14 protein-coding genes and 3 tRNA genes are annotated in these 14,881 nt (G+C 69.4%); 11 read left to right on the forward strand and 6 right to left on the reverse strand.

Annotated elements, in window-relative coordinates; all coding sequences use genetic code 11:
- Positions 1-31: 31 nt before the first annotated feature.
- Both KBY88_RS00105 and KBY88_RS00110 read left to right on the forward strand, forming a co-directional pair.
- A complete protein-coding gene (locus KBY88_RS00105; RefSeq protein ID WP_254937874.1) occupies positions 32-1,111 on the forward strand; it encodes a dipeptide epimerase in 1,080 nt (359 codons plus the stop codon).
- Positions 1,111-2,202, forward strand: coding sequence for an N-acetyltransferase DgcN family protein (locus KBY88_RS00110; RefSeq protein ID WP_254937875.1), 1,092 nt, complete (start codon positions 1,111-1,113; stop codon positions 2,200-2,202). The genes KBY88_RS00105 and KBY88_RS00110 overlap by 1 nt, the downstream gene beginning before the upstream one ends.
- A gap of 23 nt (positions 2,203-2,225) precedes the next feature.
- On the opposite strand, the gene KBY88_RS00115 is transcribed toward KBY88_RS00110, so the two are convergent.
- Positions 2,226-2,298: transfer RNA gene (locus tag KBY88_RS00115), tRNA-His, on the reverse strand.
- Between the two features lie 47 nt (positions 2,299-2,345).
- On the opposite strand from KBY88_RS00115, the gene KBY88_RS00120 reads away from it, so the two are divergent.
- The 3 genes from KBY88_RS00120 to KBY88_RS00130 are packed head-to-tail and all read left to right on the forward strand — an operon-like array spanning position 2,346 to position 5,451.
- On the forward strand, positions 2,346-2,780 hold the full coding sequence (locus tag KBY88_RS00120) for a DUF4359 domain-containing protein (protein ID WP_254937876.1): 435 nt from the start codon (positions 2,346-2,348) through the stop codon (positions 2,778-2,780).
- Positions 2,777-4,066, forward strand: a complete 1,290-nt coding sequence (locus KBY88_RS00125) for an amidohydrolase family protein (RefSeq protein WP_254937877.1) — start codon at positions 2,777-2,779, stop codon at positions 4,064-4,066. The genes KBY88_RS00120 and KBY88_RS00125 overlap by 4 nt, the downstream gene beginning before the upstream one ends.
- 5 nt (positions 4,067-4,071) lie before the next feature.
- Positions 4,072-5,451: an FAD-binding oxidoreductase gene (locus tag KBY88_RS00130; RefSeq protein ID WP_254937878.1), complete on the forward strand. Its 1,380-nt coding sequence runs from the start codon at positions 4,072-4,074 to the stop codon at positions 5,449-5,451.
- On the opposite strand, the gene KBY88_RS00135 is transcribed toward KBY88_RS00130, so the two are convergent.
- From KBY88_RS00135 to murA, 5 genes are all read right to left on the reverse strand, one after another.
- Positions 5,432-5,989, reverse strand: a complete 558-nt coding sequence (locus KBY88_RS00135; protein WP_254937879.1) for a pentapeptide repeat-containing protein — start codon at positions 5,987-5,989, stop codon at positions 5,432-5,434. The genes KBY88_RS00130 and KBY88_RS00135 overlap by 20 nt on opposite strands.
- A gap of 13 nt (positions 5,990-6,002) precedes the next feature.
- Complete coding sequence (locus KBY88_RS00140; protein ID WP_254937880.1) at positions 6,003-7,259, reverse strand: bifunctional folylpolyglutamate synthase/dihydrofolate synthase; 1,257 nt, start codon at positions 7,257-7,259, stop codon at positions 6,003-6,005.
- A gap of 4 nt (positions 7,260-7,263) precedes the next feature.
- Positions 7,264-8,451: an aspartate aminotransferase family protein gene (locus KBY88_RS00145; RefSeq protein WP_254937881.1), complete on the reverse strand. Its 1,188-nt coding sequence runs from the start codon at positions 8,449-8,451 to the stop codon at positions 7,264-7,266.
- Between the two features lie 11 nt (positions 8,452-8,462).
- Positions 8,463-8,544: transfer RNA gene (locus KBY88_RS00150), tRNA-Leu, on the reverse strand.
- Positions 8,545-8,596: 52 nt separating this feature from the next.
- A complete protein-coding gene (murA, locus tag KBY88_RS00155; protein WP_254937882.1) occupies positions 8,597-9,898 on the reverse strand; it encodes a UDP-N-acetylglucosamine 1-carboxyvinyltransferase in 1,302 nt (433 codons plus the stop codon).
- A 197-nt stretch (positions 9,899-10,095) separates the two neighbouring features.
- Here murA and KBY88_RS00160 point away from each other — a divergent pair.
- From KBY88_RS00160 to KBY88_RS00185, 6 genes are all read left to right on the forward strand, one after another.
- Positions 10,096-10,179 (forward strand) — tRNA-Leu (locus KBY88_RS00160).
- A 41-nt stretch (positions 10,180-10,220) separates the two neighbouring features.
- The gene (locus KBY88_RS00165) at positions 10,221-10,469 is read left to right on the forward strand and encodes a DUF8653 family protein (protein WP_254937883.1); all 249 of its coding nucleotides are present in this window, start codon (positions 10,221-10,223) and stop codon (positions 10,467-10,469) included.
- Positions 10,470-10,511: 42 nt separating this feature from the next.
- Positions 10,512-11,333 (forward strand): TrmH family RNA methyltransferase, encoded by an 822-nt coding sequence (locus KBY88_RS00170; protein ID WP_254937884.1) that lies wholly within the window; start codon positions 10,512-10,514, stop codon positions 11,331-11,333.
- A 46-nt stretch (positions 11,334-11,379) separates the two neighbouring features.
- Positions 11,380-12,849, forward strand: coding sequence for a dihydrolipoyl dehydrogenase (locus KBY88_RS00175; protein WP_254937885.1), 1,470 nt, complete (start codon positions 11,380-11,382; stop codon positions 12,847-12,849).
- A gap of 3 nt (positions 12,850-12,852) precedes the next feature.
- Positions 12,853-13,737 carry an indole-3-glycerol phosphate synthase TrpC gene (gene trpC / locus KBY88_RS00180; protein WP_254937886.1) on the forward strand — a complete coding sequence of 295 codons (885 nt, stop codon included), beginning with the start codon at positions 12,853-12,855 and terminating at the stop codon, positions 13,735-13,737.
- A 52-nt stretch (positions 13,738-13,789) separates the two neighbouring features.
- On the forward strand, positions 13,790-14,755 hold the full coding sequence (locus tag KBY88_RS00185) for an amidohydrolase family protein (RefSeq protein ID WP_254937887.1): 966 nt from the start codon (positions 13,790-13,792) through the stop codon (positions 14,753-14,755).
- Positions 14,756-14,881: the final 126 nt, after the last annotated feature.

Consider the following 14,881-nt stretch of genomic DNA (forward strand, 5'->3'; position numbering starts at 1 on the left):
GCAGGCCTTCTGCGGACAAGGCCCCGCCCCCATGGAGCTGCGCCTCGATCGCTTCGTGCTCACCAAGGCCGTGCCGCTGGCGATCAGCCGCGGCACCACGGCCACGGTCACGCGTCTGCGGGTGCGGCTGATCCATGAAGGGATCGAAGGCCAGGGGGAAACCGGCGGCTTCGAGACCGGTCACCGGGCTTACCACCTGGAGCCGGTGGAAGCCGAACTGCGGGCCCTGGCACCGGCCCTGGCGGGACGGGACCCCGCCGATCGCCAGGCCCTCGAGCCCCTGCTTACGCGGCTCTCGCCGCCGGCCCGCTGCGGCCTGGATCTGGCCCTGCATGACTGGTGGGGCCAGCGGCTGGGGCAGCCCCTCTGGCGGCTCTGGGGCCTGGATCCAACCGCCGTGAAGCCCACCAGCCTCACCCTGGGGCTGGGCAGCGTGGAGCAGGTGCTCTCGCGGCTGGAGCGCTGGTGGCAGCAGCTGCCGGCGCGCCGTCTCAAGCTCAAGCTGGGCAGCCCCGATGGCGTGGACCATGACCGCGCCCTGGTGCGGGCGGTGACGGAAGCCCTGGCGCGCCGGGGCCAGGCCCAGGGCGAGGCGCTGGAGCTGCAGGTGGATGCCAACGGCGGCTGGGACCTGCAGGCGGCCTGCCGGCTGATCCCCTGGCTGGCGGAGCAGGGGGTGGTGCTGGTGGAGCAGCCCCTGGCGCCCCTGGCGGATCCCGAGGCCGATACGGCGGGGTTTGCCGCCCTCGATCTGCACTGCCCGATCCCACTGGTGGCCGATGAGAGCTGCTGGAACCTCGAGGATCTGCTGCGGCTTGCTCCCCATGTGGATGGGGTGAACCTCAAACTTCTCAAGACCGGGGGCCTCAGCGAGGCCCTGTTGATGGCCGGCGTCGCCCAGCGGCTGGGGCTTGATCTGATGCTCGGCTGCTACTCCGACAGCGCCCTGCTCAACGGCGCCGCCGCCCAGCTGCTGCCCCTGGTGCGCTGGCCCGACCTGGACAGCCACCTGAACCTGGTGGATGACCCCTTCGAGGGCCCGCCGCTGGAGGGCGACCGGGTGCGGCCGTCGGAGCGGCCGGGGTTGGGGGTGTCCTGGAAGGAAGGTTGATGAACATCCGTTCGCCCCTGGATCCCCAGTCACCCGTGGTGCTGATGCAGCACGGTGGCCTCGACAATCTCTCCGGCAAGACCGGCCTGGCGCTGTTGCGCTATCGATCCGGCCCGATCGTGGCGGTGGTGGATCCGGTCCATGCCGGCGTCGACCTGGAGACGCTGACGGGGATTCGTCGGGCCGTGCCGGTCGTGGCGTCCCTGGCGGAGGCCCTGCCCCTAGGGCCCGAGGTGGCGGTGGTCGGCCTGGCCCCTTCCGGCGGAAGGCTGCCGGAGCCGCTGCGGAGCGATCTGCGCTCGGCGCTGGCGGCGGGATTGAACGTCGCCAGTGGGCTGCACACACGCCTGGGCGACGATCCCGAGCTGGCAGGCCTGCTAATCCGGGAGGGCCAGTGGATCTGGGACCTGCGGCAGGAGCCGGAGGGGCTGCAGGTGGCGGCGGCAAGGGCCGCGGCGCTGCCGGGACGACGGATTCTGGCGGTGGGCAGCGACATGGCCGTGGGCAAAATGAGTGCCTGCCTGGAGCTGCGGGCGGCGGCCCTGGCGCGGGGGCTCGACGCCCGCTTTGTGGGCACGGGCCAGGCGGGGATCCTGATTGCCGGCACGGGGGTGCCCCTCGATGCGGTGCGCGTCGACTACGCCGCCGGGGCGGTGGAGCAGGCCGTGCTGGAGGTGGGTCAAGGGCTGGGGTCCGATGGGCTGCTGCTGGTGGAGGGCCAGGGCTCCCTTTGCCATCCGGGCTCCTCAGCAACATTGCCCTTGGTCCGCGGCAGCCAGCCCACCGAGCTCCTGCTGGTACACAGGGCAGGACAGGAGCGCATCCGGGAGCGGTCTGGAGCGTTGCCGGTGGCGATCCCGCCGCTGGGGCAACTGGTGGAGCTGCTGGGGGCACTGGCGGCTTTGGCCCGACCCATGGGGGCCAGCGCTGGCCCCCCCCGCGTGCGTGCCATCGCTCTCAACACTGGTGGTTTGGATGGGGCCGCGGCGTCAGCGGCGATCGAAGCGTGCCGAAACGCCACCGGCTTACCCACCCATGATCCGGTGCGCCACGGGGGGGAAGGGTTGCTCGACGCCCTGCTCAGAAGATGAGGGCGAAGGGCGAAGAGAAAAAGGGCGAGCGAGGGGAATTGAACCCCCGAATGGCGGAATCACAATCCGCTGCCTTAACCACTTGGCTACGCCCGCCGTGGACTGCGCGATCCTATCAAGCAGTCCTCACCTGACCTGCGCCGTTGAGCCGACCCACCTCTGCCTCGACCGGACGCGTTCGGCCCCTGCTCCTGGGGGGTGGGGTGGCGGTGGCCGCCGGTGTTGCCCTGGTGTTCACGAACCCCTCACCGGCCGACTTCCAGAGCTATGCGGCGGAGCGACTGGTGGACCTCAGCACCCGGGAGATCTGCGGCGACGGGGGGCTGCCGATGCTCCTGCGCCTGGTGGTGCAGAACTGCCCGGAGCTGGTTCACAGCCAGCGCAAGCTGCTGGGGGAGTTGGCGGTCCGGCACACCCGACGCCTCAACTTCGGACTGTTCAGCGTCTACAACACCGATGTGGGCGGCCAGGAGCTGCTGCCCTCGCTGCACCTGCCGCGCTATCACGTGTCCACCTTGGCGGGAGCCGGCCAGTTCCTGCAGCTGGAGGCCACCAGCCGGCCGGTGGGGCAGCAGTGAGCCCCGCTGGCGGTCCTCTGCCACCCCTGCGCCTCCCGCGGGCGCTGCTTGATCCCCTTTGGCACGCTTGCCCCGCTGCCGACGCTGAGGGTCTGGTGGCGGTGCAGCTGCGGGTGTCCGAGGGACGCATCAGTGCCTTGGAGGCCCCTGGGCCCAGGGCCGGCGCCGCGCTCCCCCTGGCTTTGACCGCGCCGGTTGAGCCCCACGCCCACCTCGACAAGGCCTTCAGCTGGTCGATGCATCCCAACCAGGCCGGCACCGTGGCGGGGGCCTTGGCGGCCAACGGCCAGGAGCACCTGAGCCGCACGCGCGAGCGGGTGCTGGAGCGGGGGGAGCGCGCCCTGCAGCTGGCCTGGGCCTCGGGGCTGCGGGCCGTGCGCAGCCACATCGACAGCCTTGGTCCAGCGGCCGAAGCCAGCTGGGAGGCCTTGCTGGAGCTGCGCAGGCGCTGGCAGGGGCGGATTGAGCTGCAACTGGTGGCCCTGGTGCCGATCGATCACTGGGCGACCCCCGAAGGAACGGCCCTGGCGCGACGGGTGGCGGATGCCGGTGAACGGCTGGGGGGCGTGCTCGGTCCGGGGTTCGTGGCTCCCCAGGCGGCGGCGGCGGGGGTGCTCGCCCTGCTGCGTTTGGCGGAGGGGCTCGGTTGCGGCGTCGATCTGCATGTGGATGAGGCCGACTCCCAACCGGGTGCCGGTGTCGCCCTCGTCACTCGCCTGGTGCGCCAGCACGGGTTTGGCGTGCCCCTGGCCTGCAGCCACAGCAGCAGCCTGGGCTTGCTCGGCACCAAAGCCCTCGAGCGGCAAACGGAAGCGATCGCGGCGGCGGGCCTGAGCGTGATCGCCCTGCCGCTCACCAACCTCTGGTTGCTGGGTCGCCATGGGGAGGCGACCCCCAGCCGCCGGCCCCTGGCGCCCATCCGCCAGCTGCAACGGGCTGGGGTGACCGTGGCTGTCGGCGGCGACAACGTCCAGGACCCCTGGTACCCGGGCGGCTCCTTGGACCCGATCGAGTTGCTGCGTCAGTCGTTAGCGGCGGCCCAGCTGGCCCCCTGGCAGCGCCTGGGCCTGGCCCCGTTCACGACGGCGGCGGCCCGGGTCCTGGGCCTGGCCTGGGATGGGGTGGTGCGGGTGGGGGCTCCGGCCGATCTGGTGGTGCTCTCCGCCGGCACCTGGGGCGAACTGCTGGCCCGGCCGCCCCAGCGGCGCGTGCTGCGCGCCGGCCAGTGGCTGCCGCCCGAACCGTCCGATCACCCGCTGCTGGCGGGGCTCTCCCCGCTGCCCTAGCTCCCATGACCCGTCCCGCCCACCAGCGGCCTGCCCCGGCCAGCCCTGAGGTGCTCGAGGCGCTCGTTCAGGAGCTCGTGGGCCTTGATCTCGTGCCGGCGGGCCATGAGCTGGAGCGGCTCTCGCACGACTACTTCGACTATTCCCCCGTCTTGCAGCCCCAGCTCCAGGGGAAGCGGGCCCAGTTGGTGGTGCGGGCCCAGACCGTTGAGGAGGTGCGGCGGGTGGCGGCGGCCTGCGCCCGCCACGAGCTGGCACTCACGGCCCGGGGCGCGGGCACCGGCAACTACGGCCAATGCGTGCCCCTGGACGGCGGCGTGGTGCTTGATCTGAGCGGCCTGAACCGGCTGAGGGCCGTTGATCCGGCCAGCGGCATCGTCACGGCCGAAGCGGGCTGCCTGCTGGCGGCACTCGATCGCCAGCTGGAGCCCCATGGCCGTGCCCTGCGCCTGGCCCCCAGCACCTACCGGACCGCCACCCTCGGCGGCTTCATCGCCGGGGGCTCCGGTGGCATCGGCTCGATCCGCTGGGGGTTCCTGCGCGATCCCGGCCACCTGCTCGGCCTGGAAGTGGTCACGGTGGAGCGCGAACCCAGGTTGCTGCAGCTTGATACCTCCGCTAGCCGGGCGCTCAACCATGCGTATGGCACCAACGGCCTGATCACGGCCCTCACCCTGGCCACCACTGAGGCGGTCCCCTGGCAGCAGCTGGTGCTGGAGTTCGAGCACTGGGACACAGCCCTGGGGGCAGCCCAGGCTCTCCCGGCCTCAGCCTTGCTGCTGAATGCCCTCTGCCTGCTGGAGCGTCCCCTCGCCCGGCAGCTCCCAAACCCCGTGGGCTGCCAGGCGGCCACCGGCCATCGGCTGCTGCTGTTGGCGGCACCCGATGCCCTGCCGGTGTTGGAGGCCTGGGTTCCCCAGCTGGGGGGACGGATCGTCTGGTCGGCGCCCCAGGCGGGCGGGAAAGGCCTACCGCTGCGGGAGCTCACCTGGAACCACACCACCCTGCACGTGCGCGCCCAGGATCCGAGCTGGACCTACCTGCAGCTGCTGCTGCCCCAGCCGGAGGGCCCGGCGATCGCCGCCCTGCGCCGGCGTTGGGGCGATGACCTGTTCTGGCACCTGGAGGCCGTGCGGCAGCAGGGGGCGGCGCGGCTGGCGGCCCTGCCCCTGGTGCGCTGGCGGGGCAATGGCCCCCTGGCGGAACTGATGGCCCAGGTGAAGGAGCTGGGGGGCGTGCTCTTCAACCCCCACGTGCTCACCGTCGAAGACGGCGGCCTCGGGGTGATCGACGGCGATCAGGTGGCCGCCAAGGCCGCCCACGACCCTGGGGGTTTGCTCAACCCAGGAAAGCTGCGGGGCTGGCTCAGGAGCACTCCAGGCTGAGACGGGTGTCGATGCCGGTGATCGGGTTGGTGCCCGCGGCCCGCTTGCAAAGACTGCGCTGGTCGTCCCGGTCCAGCAGGGCGCCGGTGAAATCGGCCCCCTCGATGTGGGCCTGGCTGAAGCTGCTGCCGCTGGCGATCACGCCCGCTAACACCGCGCCGGTGAGGTTGGTGCCGCTGAAATCCGTGCGGTCCATCAGGGCATTGGAGAGGTCGGCGCCGCTGAAATCGGAATCGGCGAAGTTGGCCTGGGTGAGGATCGAGCCCTGCAGCTGGGCACCGGCGAAGTTGGCGCCCCGGGCCACCGCCCCGGCGAAGGAGGTGCCCACAAGCTCCTGGCCATGGAAATCGGCGCCGTTCTGGTTGGTCAGCGTGAAATCGACGGCGGCGGCGGGGGGGGCTTCAAAGGGTCCGGGGCCCCCCAGCACCAGGGCCAGCAGCAGCGTCAGGCTTGCCGCCATGCGCCACCACTGGTTCCAGGCTCCAGGCCCCACCGCCTGGCGCAGCGCCGACCGGCAAGGCTGGGGAAGGGCAGGCATGGCGGTGGGGCGGCTACTCCTGGTCTAGGTCCGCCGAGGCCAGCAGGTCGCCCAGCAGGTACAGGGAGCCGGCCACGATCACCGGACGGTTGGGGCTTCGGGTCGTGCCAGTGGCTTCGATCAGGGCCGCCTCGGGGTCTTTGGCGCCTGTGAGCTGGTGGGCCAGTTCAGGGCAGGCCGCTAACAGCTCCGGCAGCCCCCAGCTGCTGTGGCCGCCCACCGGCACGATCCAGGCCCGATCCCGCGGAGCCAGGAGGGCCTGAAGCATCTCCGGTGCCTGCTTGTTGGTCAGGATGCCGATCACCCAGTGGATGGGGTCATCTCCGAGCCGGTCCCGCTCACTCCGCAGGGCCACCGCCGCCGGTGGGTTGTGGGCTCCATCGAGGATCAGGGGGTGGCCGCGCCAGAGCACGCGCTGCAGGCGGCCGGGCCAATGGACCTGGCTGAAGCCGGCGCAGATGGCCTGATCAGGGATCGCCCAGCCCAGGCGCCGGAGATTCTCGATCACCCCCAGGGCCACGGCGCCGTTGAGGCGCTGCACCGCCCCCGGCAGGGCGCTGGGCCAGCGCAAGTCACCTGCCACCAGCTCATCCCCCTGCTGCTCCAGGGGCTCAAGCCACTGCAGCCGGCAGCCCCGCGCCTGGGCCTGGGCCTCCAGCACCGACCGCACCTCGGGCGTCTGGGGGCCACTCACCACCAGGGCGCCCGGGTGCAGCACCCCAGCCTTTTCGGCGGCGATGCTGGCCAGATCGGGGCCGAGGAACTCCCGGTGATCGAGGCCGATCGAAGCCAGGGCGATCACCTCACGGCGGGGATGGACCGTGGTGGCGTCCAGCCGTCCCCCCAGCCCCACCTCCAGCACCGCGATCGCCACCCCCGCCTCGGCGAAGGCCGCGAAGGCCGCTGCCGTGATCAGCTCGAACGGGGTCAAGTTGTGGCGGCGGGCCAGCGGCTGCAACTCCGTGAGCCACCGCCGCAGCACCGCGGGGGCGATCGGCTCGGCCCCCAGCCGGATGCGCTCACACCAGCTGAGCAGGTGGGGTGAGGTGTAAAGCCCACTGCGCAGGCCCGCGGCCACCAGGGCCCCATGCACCAGCGCGGAGATCGACCCCTTGCCGTTGGTGCCGGCCACCTGCACGGCCACGAACCGGCGTTCGGGGTGATCGAGTTCAGCCAGGGCTGTGGCCAGGCGTTCTAGGCCCAGGTCCACGCCCCGGCGCTGGAACGGTTCGATCAGATCCGCGAAGAGATCAAGGCGGGGGGCGCTCACCCCTTCAGCCGGCGGCGGTGACGTGGATCAGGGTGGCTTCGAAGCGCTCCACCGCTTGCTTGAGTTCCCGGGGGCGGATCACCAGCGGTGGCACGAAGCGCACCACCGCCGGGCCCGCAGGCACCAGCAGGAGGCCGTGATCGATCGCCGCCTTGACCAGTTCCGGTGCGCTGGGGGCTCCAGGTTTGAGCACCAGGCCCTGGATCAGCCCCCAGCCCCGCACCGCCTCCAACTGGTCGGGGTGGCGGCGCACCAGCTCCTCCAGCAGGGTTCTGAGCTTGGCGCCAAAGGCCTCCACATGGGCCACCAGATCGCGCCGCTCCAGTTCGTGCACGACGGTGAGGGCAGCGCGGCAGGCGAAGGGATTGCCGCCGAAGGTGCTGGCATGGTCACCGGGTTGGAACAGATCAGCTTTCGCGGCGGTCACCAGGGCCCCGATCGCGAAGCCGCCCCCCAGGCCCTTGGCCAGGGTGAAGGCATCGGGGAGCACCCCCAGGCGCTCGTAGCCCCACAGCTTGCCGCTGCGGCCCACCCCCACCTGCACCTCATCGAAGATCAGCAGGATGTTGCGCTGGTCGCAGAGCTCGCGCACCCGCGCGAAGAAAGCCGGGTCGCCGGGGTTCACTCCGCCTTCCCCCTGGAGCGGCTCGATCAGCACCGCCGCCACCCGCGGGCCGTCCGCCTCGGTTTCTTCGAGCAGGGTCTCAAAGGCAGCGGTGTCGTTGTAAGGGAAGAAGCGGAACCCCTCCACCAGGGGCTCGAAGCCCTGGTGGTATTTGGGTTGGCCGGTGGCGCTCACCGCCGCCAGGGTGCGGCCGTGGAAGCTGGCCTCGGCCGTGAGGATCACCGGTCGCTCGATGCTGCGTTCCTGGTGGCCGTGCTTGCGCGCCAGCTTGATGGCCGCCTCATTGGCCTCGGCGCCGGAATTGCAGAAGAAGACGCGCGTGCCGATGCTGTGATCGCTGATCCAGCGGGCCAGTTCCTCCTGCTCGGGGATCCGGTAGAGGTTGGACACATGCTGCAACCGGCCCAGCTGCCTGCTGAGCGCCTTGCGCAGGGCGCCGCTGCTGTGGCCCAGGGTGCAGGTGGCAATGCCCGCGACACAGTCGAGGTAGGTGCGGCCGCGGCTGTCCTTCACCCAGACACCCTTGCCCTTGACCAGCTCCAGATCGAAGCGGTTGTAGGTGTCCATCACCGACGAGATGGGAGCGGTGGGACTCGAACCCACAAACCCGAAGGCGCTCGATTTTGAGTCGAGTCCGTCTACCAATTCCGGCACGCTCCCGCCTGGAGACTGTAGGGGAGGGCCTTCCGCCCTGGGCTGGGCCCTGCCCGGATCAGCCGCCGTGGCGGCGGATCGATGCACCGACGGCGTTGAGCTTGCCTTCGAAATCGGCGTAGCCCCGATCGAGGTAGTCGAGCCCCTGGACGGTGGTGATGCCTTCCGCCGCCAGGCCCGCCAACACCATGGCCGCAGACGCCCGCAGGTCGCTGCCCTGCACGGGAGCGCCGCTGAGGCGGTGGACCCCTTCGATGAAGGCGGTGTTGCCCTGCATGCGGATCGCCGCTCCCATGCGCTGCAGTTCAGCCACATGCTGCAGGCGGTTCTCGAAGATGTTCTCAGTGATCACGCTGGTGCCTGTGGCCGTGGCCAGGAGGCTCATGAAGGGGGCCTGGAGATCGGTGGGAAAGCCCGGGAAAGGCTGGGTGCGCAGATCGACGGCGATGAGGCTCTCGGCGGAGATGGTCAGGGCGCTGCCGTCGGCTTCGAGCCGGGCGCCGGCCTCTTCGAGCTTGGTGAGCACGGCGCTCAGATGCTCGGGGATCACCGGTGACACCCGCAGGGTCGAGCGGGTGATGGCGGCAGCCAAGAGGAAGGTGCCGGCTTCGATCCGGTCGGGGATCACGGCATAGTCAGCCCCGTGCAGACGGTCAACCCCCACGATCGTGATGCTGGGGGTGCCGGCGCCGCGGATGCGAGCCCCCATGGCGATCAGCAGACCGGCCAGGTCGACCACCTCAGGCTCGAGGGCCGCGTTATCGATCACCGTCTCGCCATCGGCGAGTACGGCGGCCATCATCAAGGTCTCGGTGGCACCGACGCTGGGGCAGTCCATGTGGATGCGCCCGCCGCTGAGCCGGTGGCCGCGGCCGGGAACCACTGCCGAGACCACCCCGTGCTCGATCGTCACTTGGGCGCCAAGGGCCTTGAGCCCCTTGACGTGCTCCACCACCGGGCGGGTGCCGATCTGGCAGCCACCGGGCAGGGGCACCCGGGCCACGCCGAGGCGGGCAAGAAGTGGCCCAATGCAGAAGAAACTGGCCCGCAGGCTGTTGACCAGCTCGTAGGGCGGCGCCGATTTGCTGAGCGTGCCGCCGTCCATCTCGATCCAGTCGCCTCCCCGGAGCACCCCGACTCCGAGGGAGGCGAGGATCTCGCCCATGGCGGTGATGTCCGTGAGCGGAGGAACGTTGCGCAGCCGCAGGCCGTCCTCGCTGAGCAGGGAGGCGGCCATCAGCACGAGGGCTGAGTTCTTCGCACCGCTGACGCGGATGTCACCACTGAGCCGGCGTCCACCGGCAATCTCCAACTGGGGTGTGAGCACGTGCTGGGACGGGACAGCAGCCGTCAGGGTCATGACTTGTACGGTCCCGCTTTTTGTGCCGGCATCTTGACAATGATTCGTCGCACCGTCTAGAGGTCCGCCACCCGAACTGTCTTGGAACCCTTCCCTCTCGCCGCCCGACGGCCCCCGGGCAGGGCCTGGCGCTGGGCCCTCAGGCCGCGGCCGGTCGATGTTTTATGGTGGCCGGGTCGCAACAGCGACGTACGCCCGCGGATGTGGCGGAATTGGTAGACGCGCTAGTTTCAGGTACTAGTGGCAGCAATGTCGTGGGAGTTCAAGTCTCCCCATCCGCACTTCACTCTTCTCGCTTCAGCACCTCGCCTGAGCCCCAACAATGATCGTGCTGAAGATCACCAACGCTTCAGAAGTGGTGGCCTCGAAGCTCGGCAAGTTTCTTGAGAGCCTCACCCCTGACAGCCTTGATGAGTCGACGATCGAAGACATTCTCCTCAAGAAACTGATCGAGAACCTCTCCCAAGAGGGTCTCAAGGGCGAGGTGGCCTCGGTCAAGGGCTTGGACCTGGATCAATCCAAGCTGGTGCTCAACGACAAGTTGCATGTGCGCCGTCACCATCATTTCTGAGCGACGGCAAGCGGCCCATCAGCTCTTGCTGTTGCTCTGCCCATGAAGGGTGGCCGTTTCTGGCCCGAGCTGATCACCAGCCGGCGACATCCTCAGGTGGCCCGTTTTCGTGCCCTCCAGGGGGCCCGAGGGCGGCGGGAGCATGGACTGCTGCTGGTCGAAGGCACCCATCTGCTCGAGGAGGTGCTGAGCCGGGGCCTGCGGCCCGAGAGGGTTCTGGCCACGGAAGCCTGGATCGCGCGGCATCCGCCCTTGGTCCAGTTGCTTCCACTCGCCGTTCCCCTGCAGCCCGTGGCCGAGCCGGTGCTGGCGGCGGTGGCCACCACCGAGCACCCCGATGGGGTGGTGCTCAGCCTCCCCCTCCCCGATCACCATCCAGCCCCTGGCGCCGATCTGTTGCTGGCCCTCGACCGGCTCCAGGACCCCGGCAATCTCGGCACCTTGATGCGCACGGCCCTGGCGGCCGATGTGGGGGCGCTCTGGCTGGCGGGGGGCGCCGATCCCTGGCAGCCCAAGGTGCTGCGGGCCTCCGCGGGGGCGGCCCTGGCCCTGCCCCTGCGGCGCCTGGAGGGGACGGCGGAGCTGATCGAGCGCCTGGCGGCCGCCCAGGGGGAGGGGCTGCAGGTGGTCGCCACGGTGGTGCGGGGCGGTCTTCCCTACTGGCAGCTGGATTGGCGCAGGCCCACGGTGCTTCTCCTGGGCAACGAGGGCGCTGGGCTCGCCCCGGAATTGCTGGAGCATTGCAGCCACCGGGTCACCATCCCCCACAGCCCCCAGGTGGAGTCCTTGAACGTGGCTGTGGCCGCCGCGCCGCTGCTGCTGGAGCGCAGCCGCCAGCGTTTCGGTTCAGCCGGCGGGGGCTGAGGGGGCGGCGCCAGGGGAGAATGCCAGCCTCAGTTGCCAGCGGCCGGTGTCCGACGCAAGCGCGCCTTTCGACTTCGATGTGATCGTGATCGGCGCCGGCTACGGCGGCTTCGATGCGGCCAAACACGCCGCCGACCACGGCCTGCGCACGGCGATCATCGAATCCCGCGACATGGGCGGCACCTGCGTGAACCGCGGCTGTGTGCCCTCCAAGGCCCTGCTGGCGGCGAGCGGCCGGGTGCGGGAGCTGGCGGATGTTGAGCACCTCCGTGCCTTCGGCATCCATGCCGCCCCGGTGCGTTTCGAGCGCCAGGCGATCGCCGACCACGCCGCCCAGCTGGTGGCCGCGATCCGCACCAACCTCACCAAAACCCTTGAGCGCTCCGGGGCCACGATCCTGCGGGGCAAGGGCCGGCTGGAGGGGCCCCAGAAGGTGGGGGTGCGCCAGAGCAATGGCGTTGATCGGATCTACTCGGCCCGGGAGGTGATCATCGCCACGGGCTCCGATCCGTTCGTGCCCCCCGGCATCGAAACCGACGGCCGCACCGTGTTCACCAGCGACGAGGCGATCGAACTGGCCACGTTGCCCCGTTGGATCGCGATCATCGGCAGCGGCTACATCGGCCTGGAGTTCGCCGACGTCTACACGGCCCTGGGCTGTGAGGTCACCTTGATCGAGGCGCTCGATCGCGTGATGCCCACCTTCGATCCCGACATCGCCAAGCTGGCGGCCCGCAAGCTGATCGAGGGCCGCGACATCGAGACCCGCACCGGTCTGCTCGCCCGCAAGGTCACCCCCGGCAGCCCCGTGCGCATCGAGTTGGCCGACATGGCCAGCAAGGAGCTGGTGGAGGTTCTGGAGGTGGATGCGGTGCTGGTGGCCACCGGCCGCGTGCCCACCAGCAAGGAACTCAACCTGGGGAGCGTTGGCGTCGAGACCAACCGGGGCTTCATCCCCGTCGATGACAGCCTGCGGGTGCTGGTCGATGGCGTGCCGGCGCCCCACCTCTGGGCCGTGGGCGATGTGACCGGCAAGCTGATGCTGGCCCACACCGCCGCCGCCCAGGGCACCGTGGCGGTGGACAACATCCTGGGCCACCCGCGCACGATCGATTACCGCTCGATCCCGGCGGCCACCTTCACCCATCCCGAGATCAGCTCGGTGGGGCTGAGCGAAGCCGACGCCAAGGCCCTGGCTGTCGCCGGCGGCTTCGAACTGGGGGTGGTGCGCAGCTACTTCAAGGCCAACACCAAGGCCCTGGCCGAACTCGAAAGCGATGGGCTGATGAAGCTGCTGTTCAACAAGGCCAGCGGCGAGGTGCTCGGCGCCCACATCTATGGCCTCCACGCCGCCGACCTGATCCAGGAGATCTCCAACGCCGTGGCCCGCCGCCAGAGCGTGCTGCAGCTGGCCACCGAGGTGCACACCCACCCGACCCTCAGTGAGCTGGTGGAGGTGGCCTACAAGCAGGCTGCCGCAGCGGTGAGCTCCGCCCGTCAGCCGGTGGGGGTCTGAACGTTGGAGATCCGTCGCCGCCCGCCCAATCCGCCGGTGAAGGTGGCCCACCTGGAATTCGGCATCCCCCATCCGGAGGCCGAACCGCGCCACATTCTCGAAAAGATTGTCTGGGCGAAAGATAAAGAAGTGGAGGCCTCCCGCTCTCGGGTGCCCCTAGAGGAGCTCAAAAGGCAGGTGGAGGAGCTGCCCGCCACCCACGATTTTCTCGCTGCCCTGCGTGCCAGTTGCCGCAAGCCGGCGGTGATCGCCGAGATCAAGAAGGCCAGCCCCAGCAAGGGGGTGATCCGGGAGGATTTCGATCCTGAAGCGATCGCCCGGGGTTACGTCGCCGGCGGGGCCAGCTGCCTCTCGGTGCTCACCGACAAGGCCTTTTTTCAGGGGGGCTTCGAGGTGCTGGTGGCGGTGCGCCAGGTGGTGGACCTGCCCTTGCTCTGCAAGGACTTCATCCTTTCGCCTTATCAACTGTTCCAGGCCAGGGCGGCCGGAGCCGATGCCGCTTTGTTGATCGCTGCGATCCTCACGGACCAGGACCTGGCCTACCTGCTCAAGGTGGCCCAGGCCCTCGGCCTGGCAGTGCTGGTGGAGGTGCACGACGGCGGCGAACTGGAGCGCGTGCTGGCCCTGGGTGGTGTGAGCTTGATCGGCATCAACAACCGCGATCTGGCCACCTTCCACACCGATCTGGCCGTCACCGAAACTCTGATGGCCACCTACGGCGAGCGCGTGCGCGCCTGCGGGGCGCTGCTGGTGAGCGAATCGGGGCTGTTCGATCGCGGCGATCTGGACCGGGTGGTGAGCGCCGGCGCCGACGCGGTGCTGGTGGGCGAGGCGCTGATGCGTCAGGCGGATGTGACGGTCGCGCTGGAGACCTTGATCGGCGGCTGATCGCCTCTCCCCGTCCAAGTCTGGTTCCGCTGGTCAAGAGCGGTTTCTCCCCATGCCATCGATCACCGACAAGGTTGCCCTTGAAGAGCACTTCACGGCGCCTGGCCTTGAGCCATCGATCAACGACGTGGCCTTTTTCGATCCCGACGTGCTGCGCACGATTGAGGTTGCACTTCCGGAATTTTCGGATCAGCGCCTCAAGGCCATGGATCTGGCTGGGATCTCGCTATCCGTTCTTTCCCAGACAGCACCTGGGGTGCAATCCATTCAGGATGCCGCTCTGGCGGTTGAGTTGGCCCACCGCGCCAATGATTTTCTGAACAAACGGATTGATCTTGCCCCCAAGCGTTTTCGCGGGTTTGCCTGTGTGGCTTTGCAGGATGTGGAGGCAGCTTGCAGCGAGCTCAAGCGTTGTGTGCTGGAGCTCGGCTTTGTCGGGGTGCTGATCAACGGTGCCACCACTGGTGCCTACCTTGACGAGCCCCGATTCGCTCCTTTCTGGCACACGCTTGAGCAGCTTGATGTTCCCCTTTATCTGCACCCGGGCCTGGTGAGCGAGCACACCCAGGCGTTCCGCGGTCATCCTGAGCTGGAGGGGGCCGTCTGGAGCTGGACCTGTGACACCGCCACCCACATGCTTCGCCTGGTGTTCGCCCGGGTGTTTGAGCGCCATCCGCGGGCGCGGCTGATCCTTGGCCACATGGGAGAGACCCTGCCGTACATGCTTTGGCGGTTCGACAGCCGTGCCGCTGTGACGCCCCTCGGCCGTTCCTTGAGTCAGCCCCCTTCAGAAACGTTGAAGCGGCATCTCACGGTGACAACCTCCGGGGTCTGCGCGGACGCACCTCTGCGCTGTGCCCTTGAGGCGATGGGCGATCACGCGGTGATGTTCTCCACGGATTACCCCTACGAAGACATTCAGCTGGCATCTGACTGGATCGAAACCGCCGCCATCTCCCCAGACCAGCGTATTCAGGTGTGCCGCAGCAATGCTCAGCGCGTGCTGCGGCTGGGATGAGCCGCCGAAACGGACCCAAGCCTGAAGGGGACGTGCTGCGTTCTACCCCTGTGGCGCGACCAAAGGGCGCAAAAAAAACCCGCCGAAGGCGGGGGGAGGAGACCAAGCCAGGCTTGGTGGGTGACT

It is taken from the genome of Cyanobium sp. Morenito 9A2 (assembly GCF_024345575.1).
Taxonomy (GTDB): domain Bacteria; phylum Cyanobacteriota; class Cyanobacteriia; order PCC-6307; family Cyanobiaceae; genus ATX-6F1.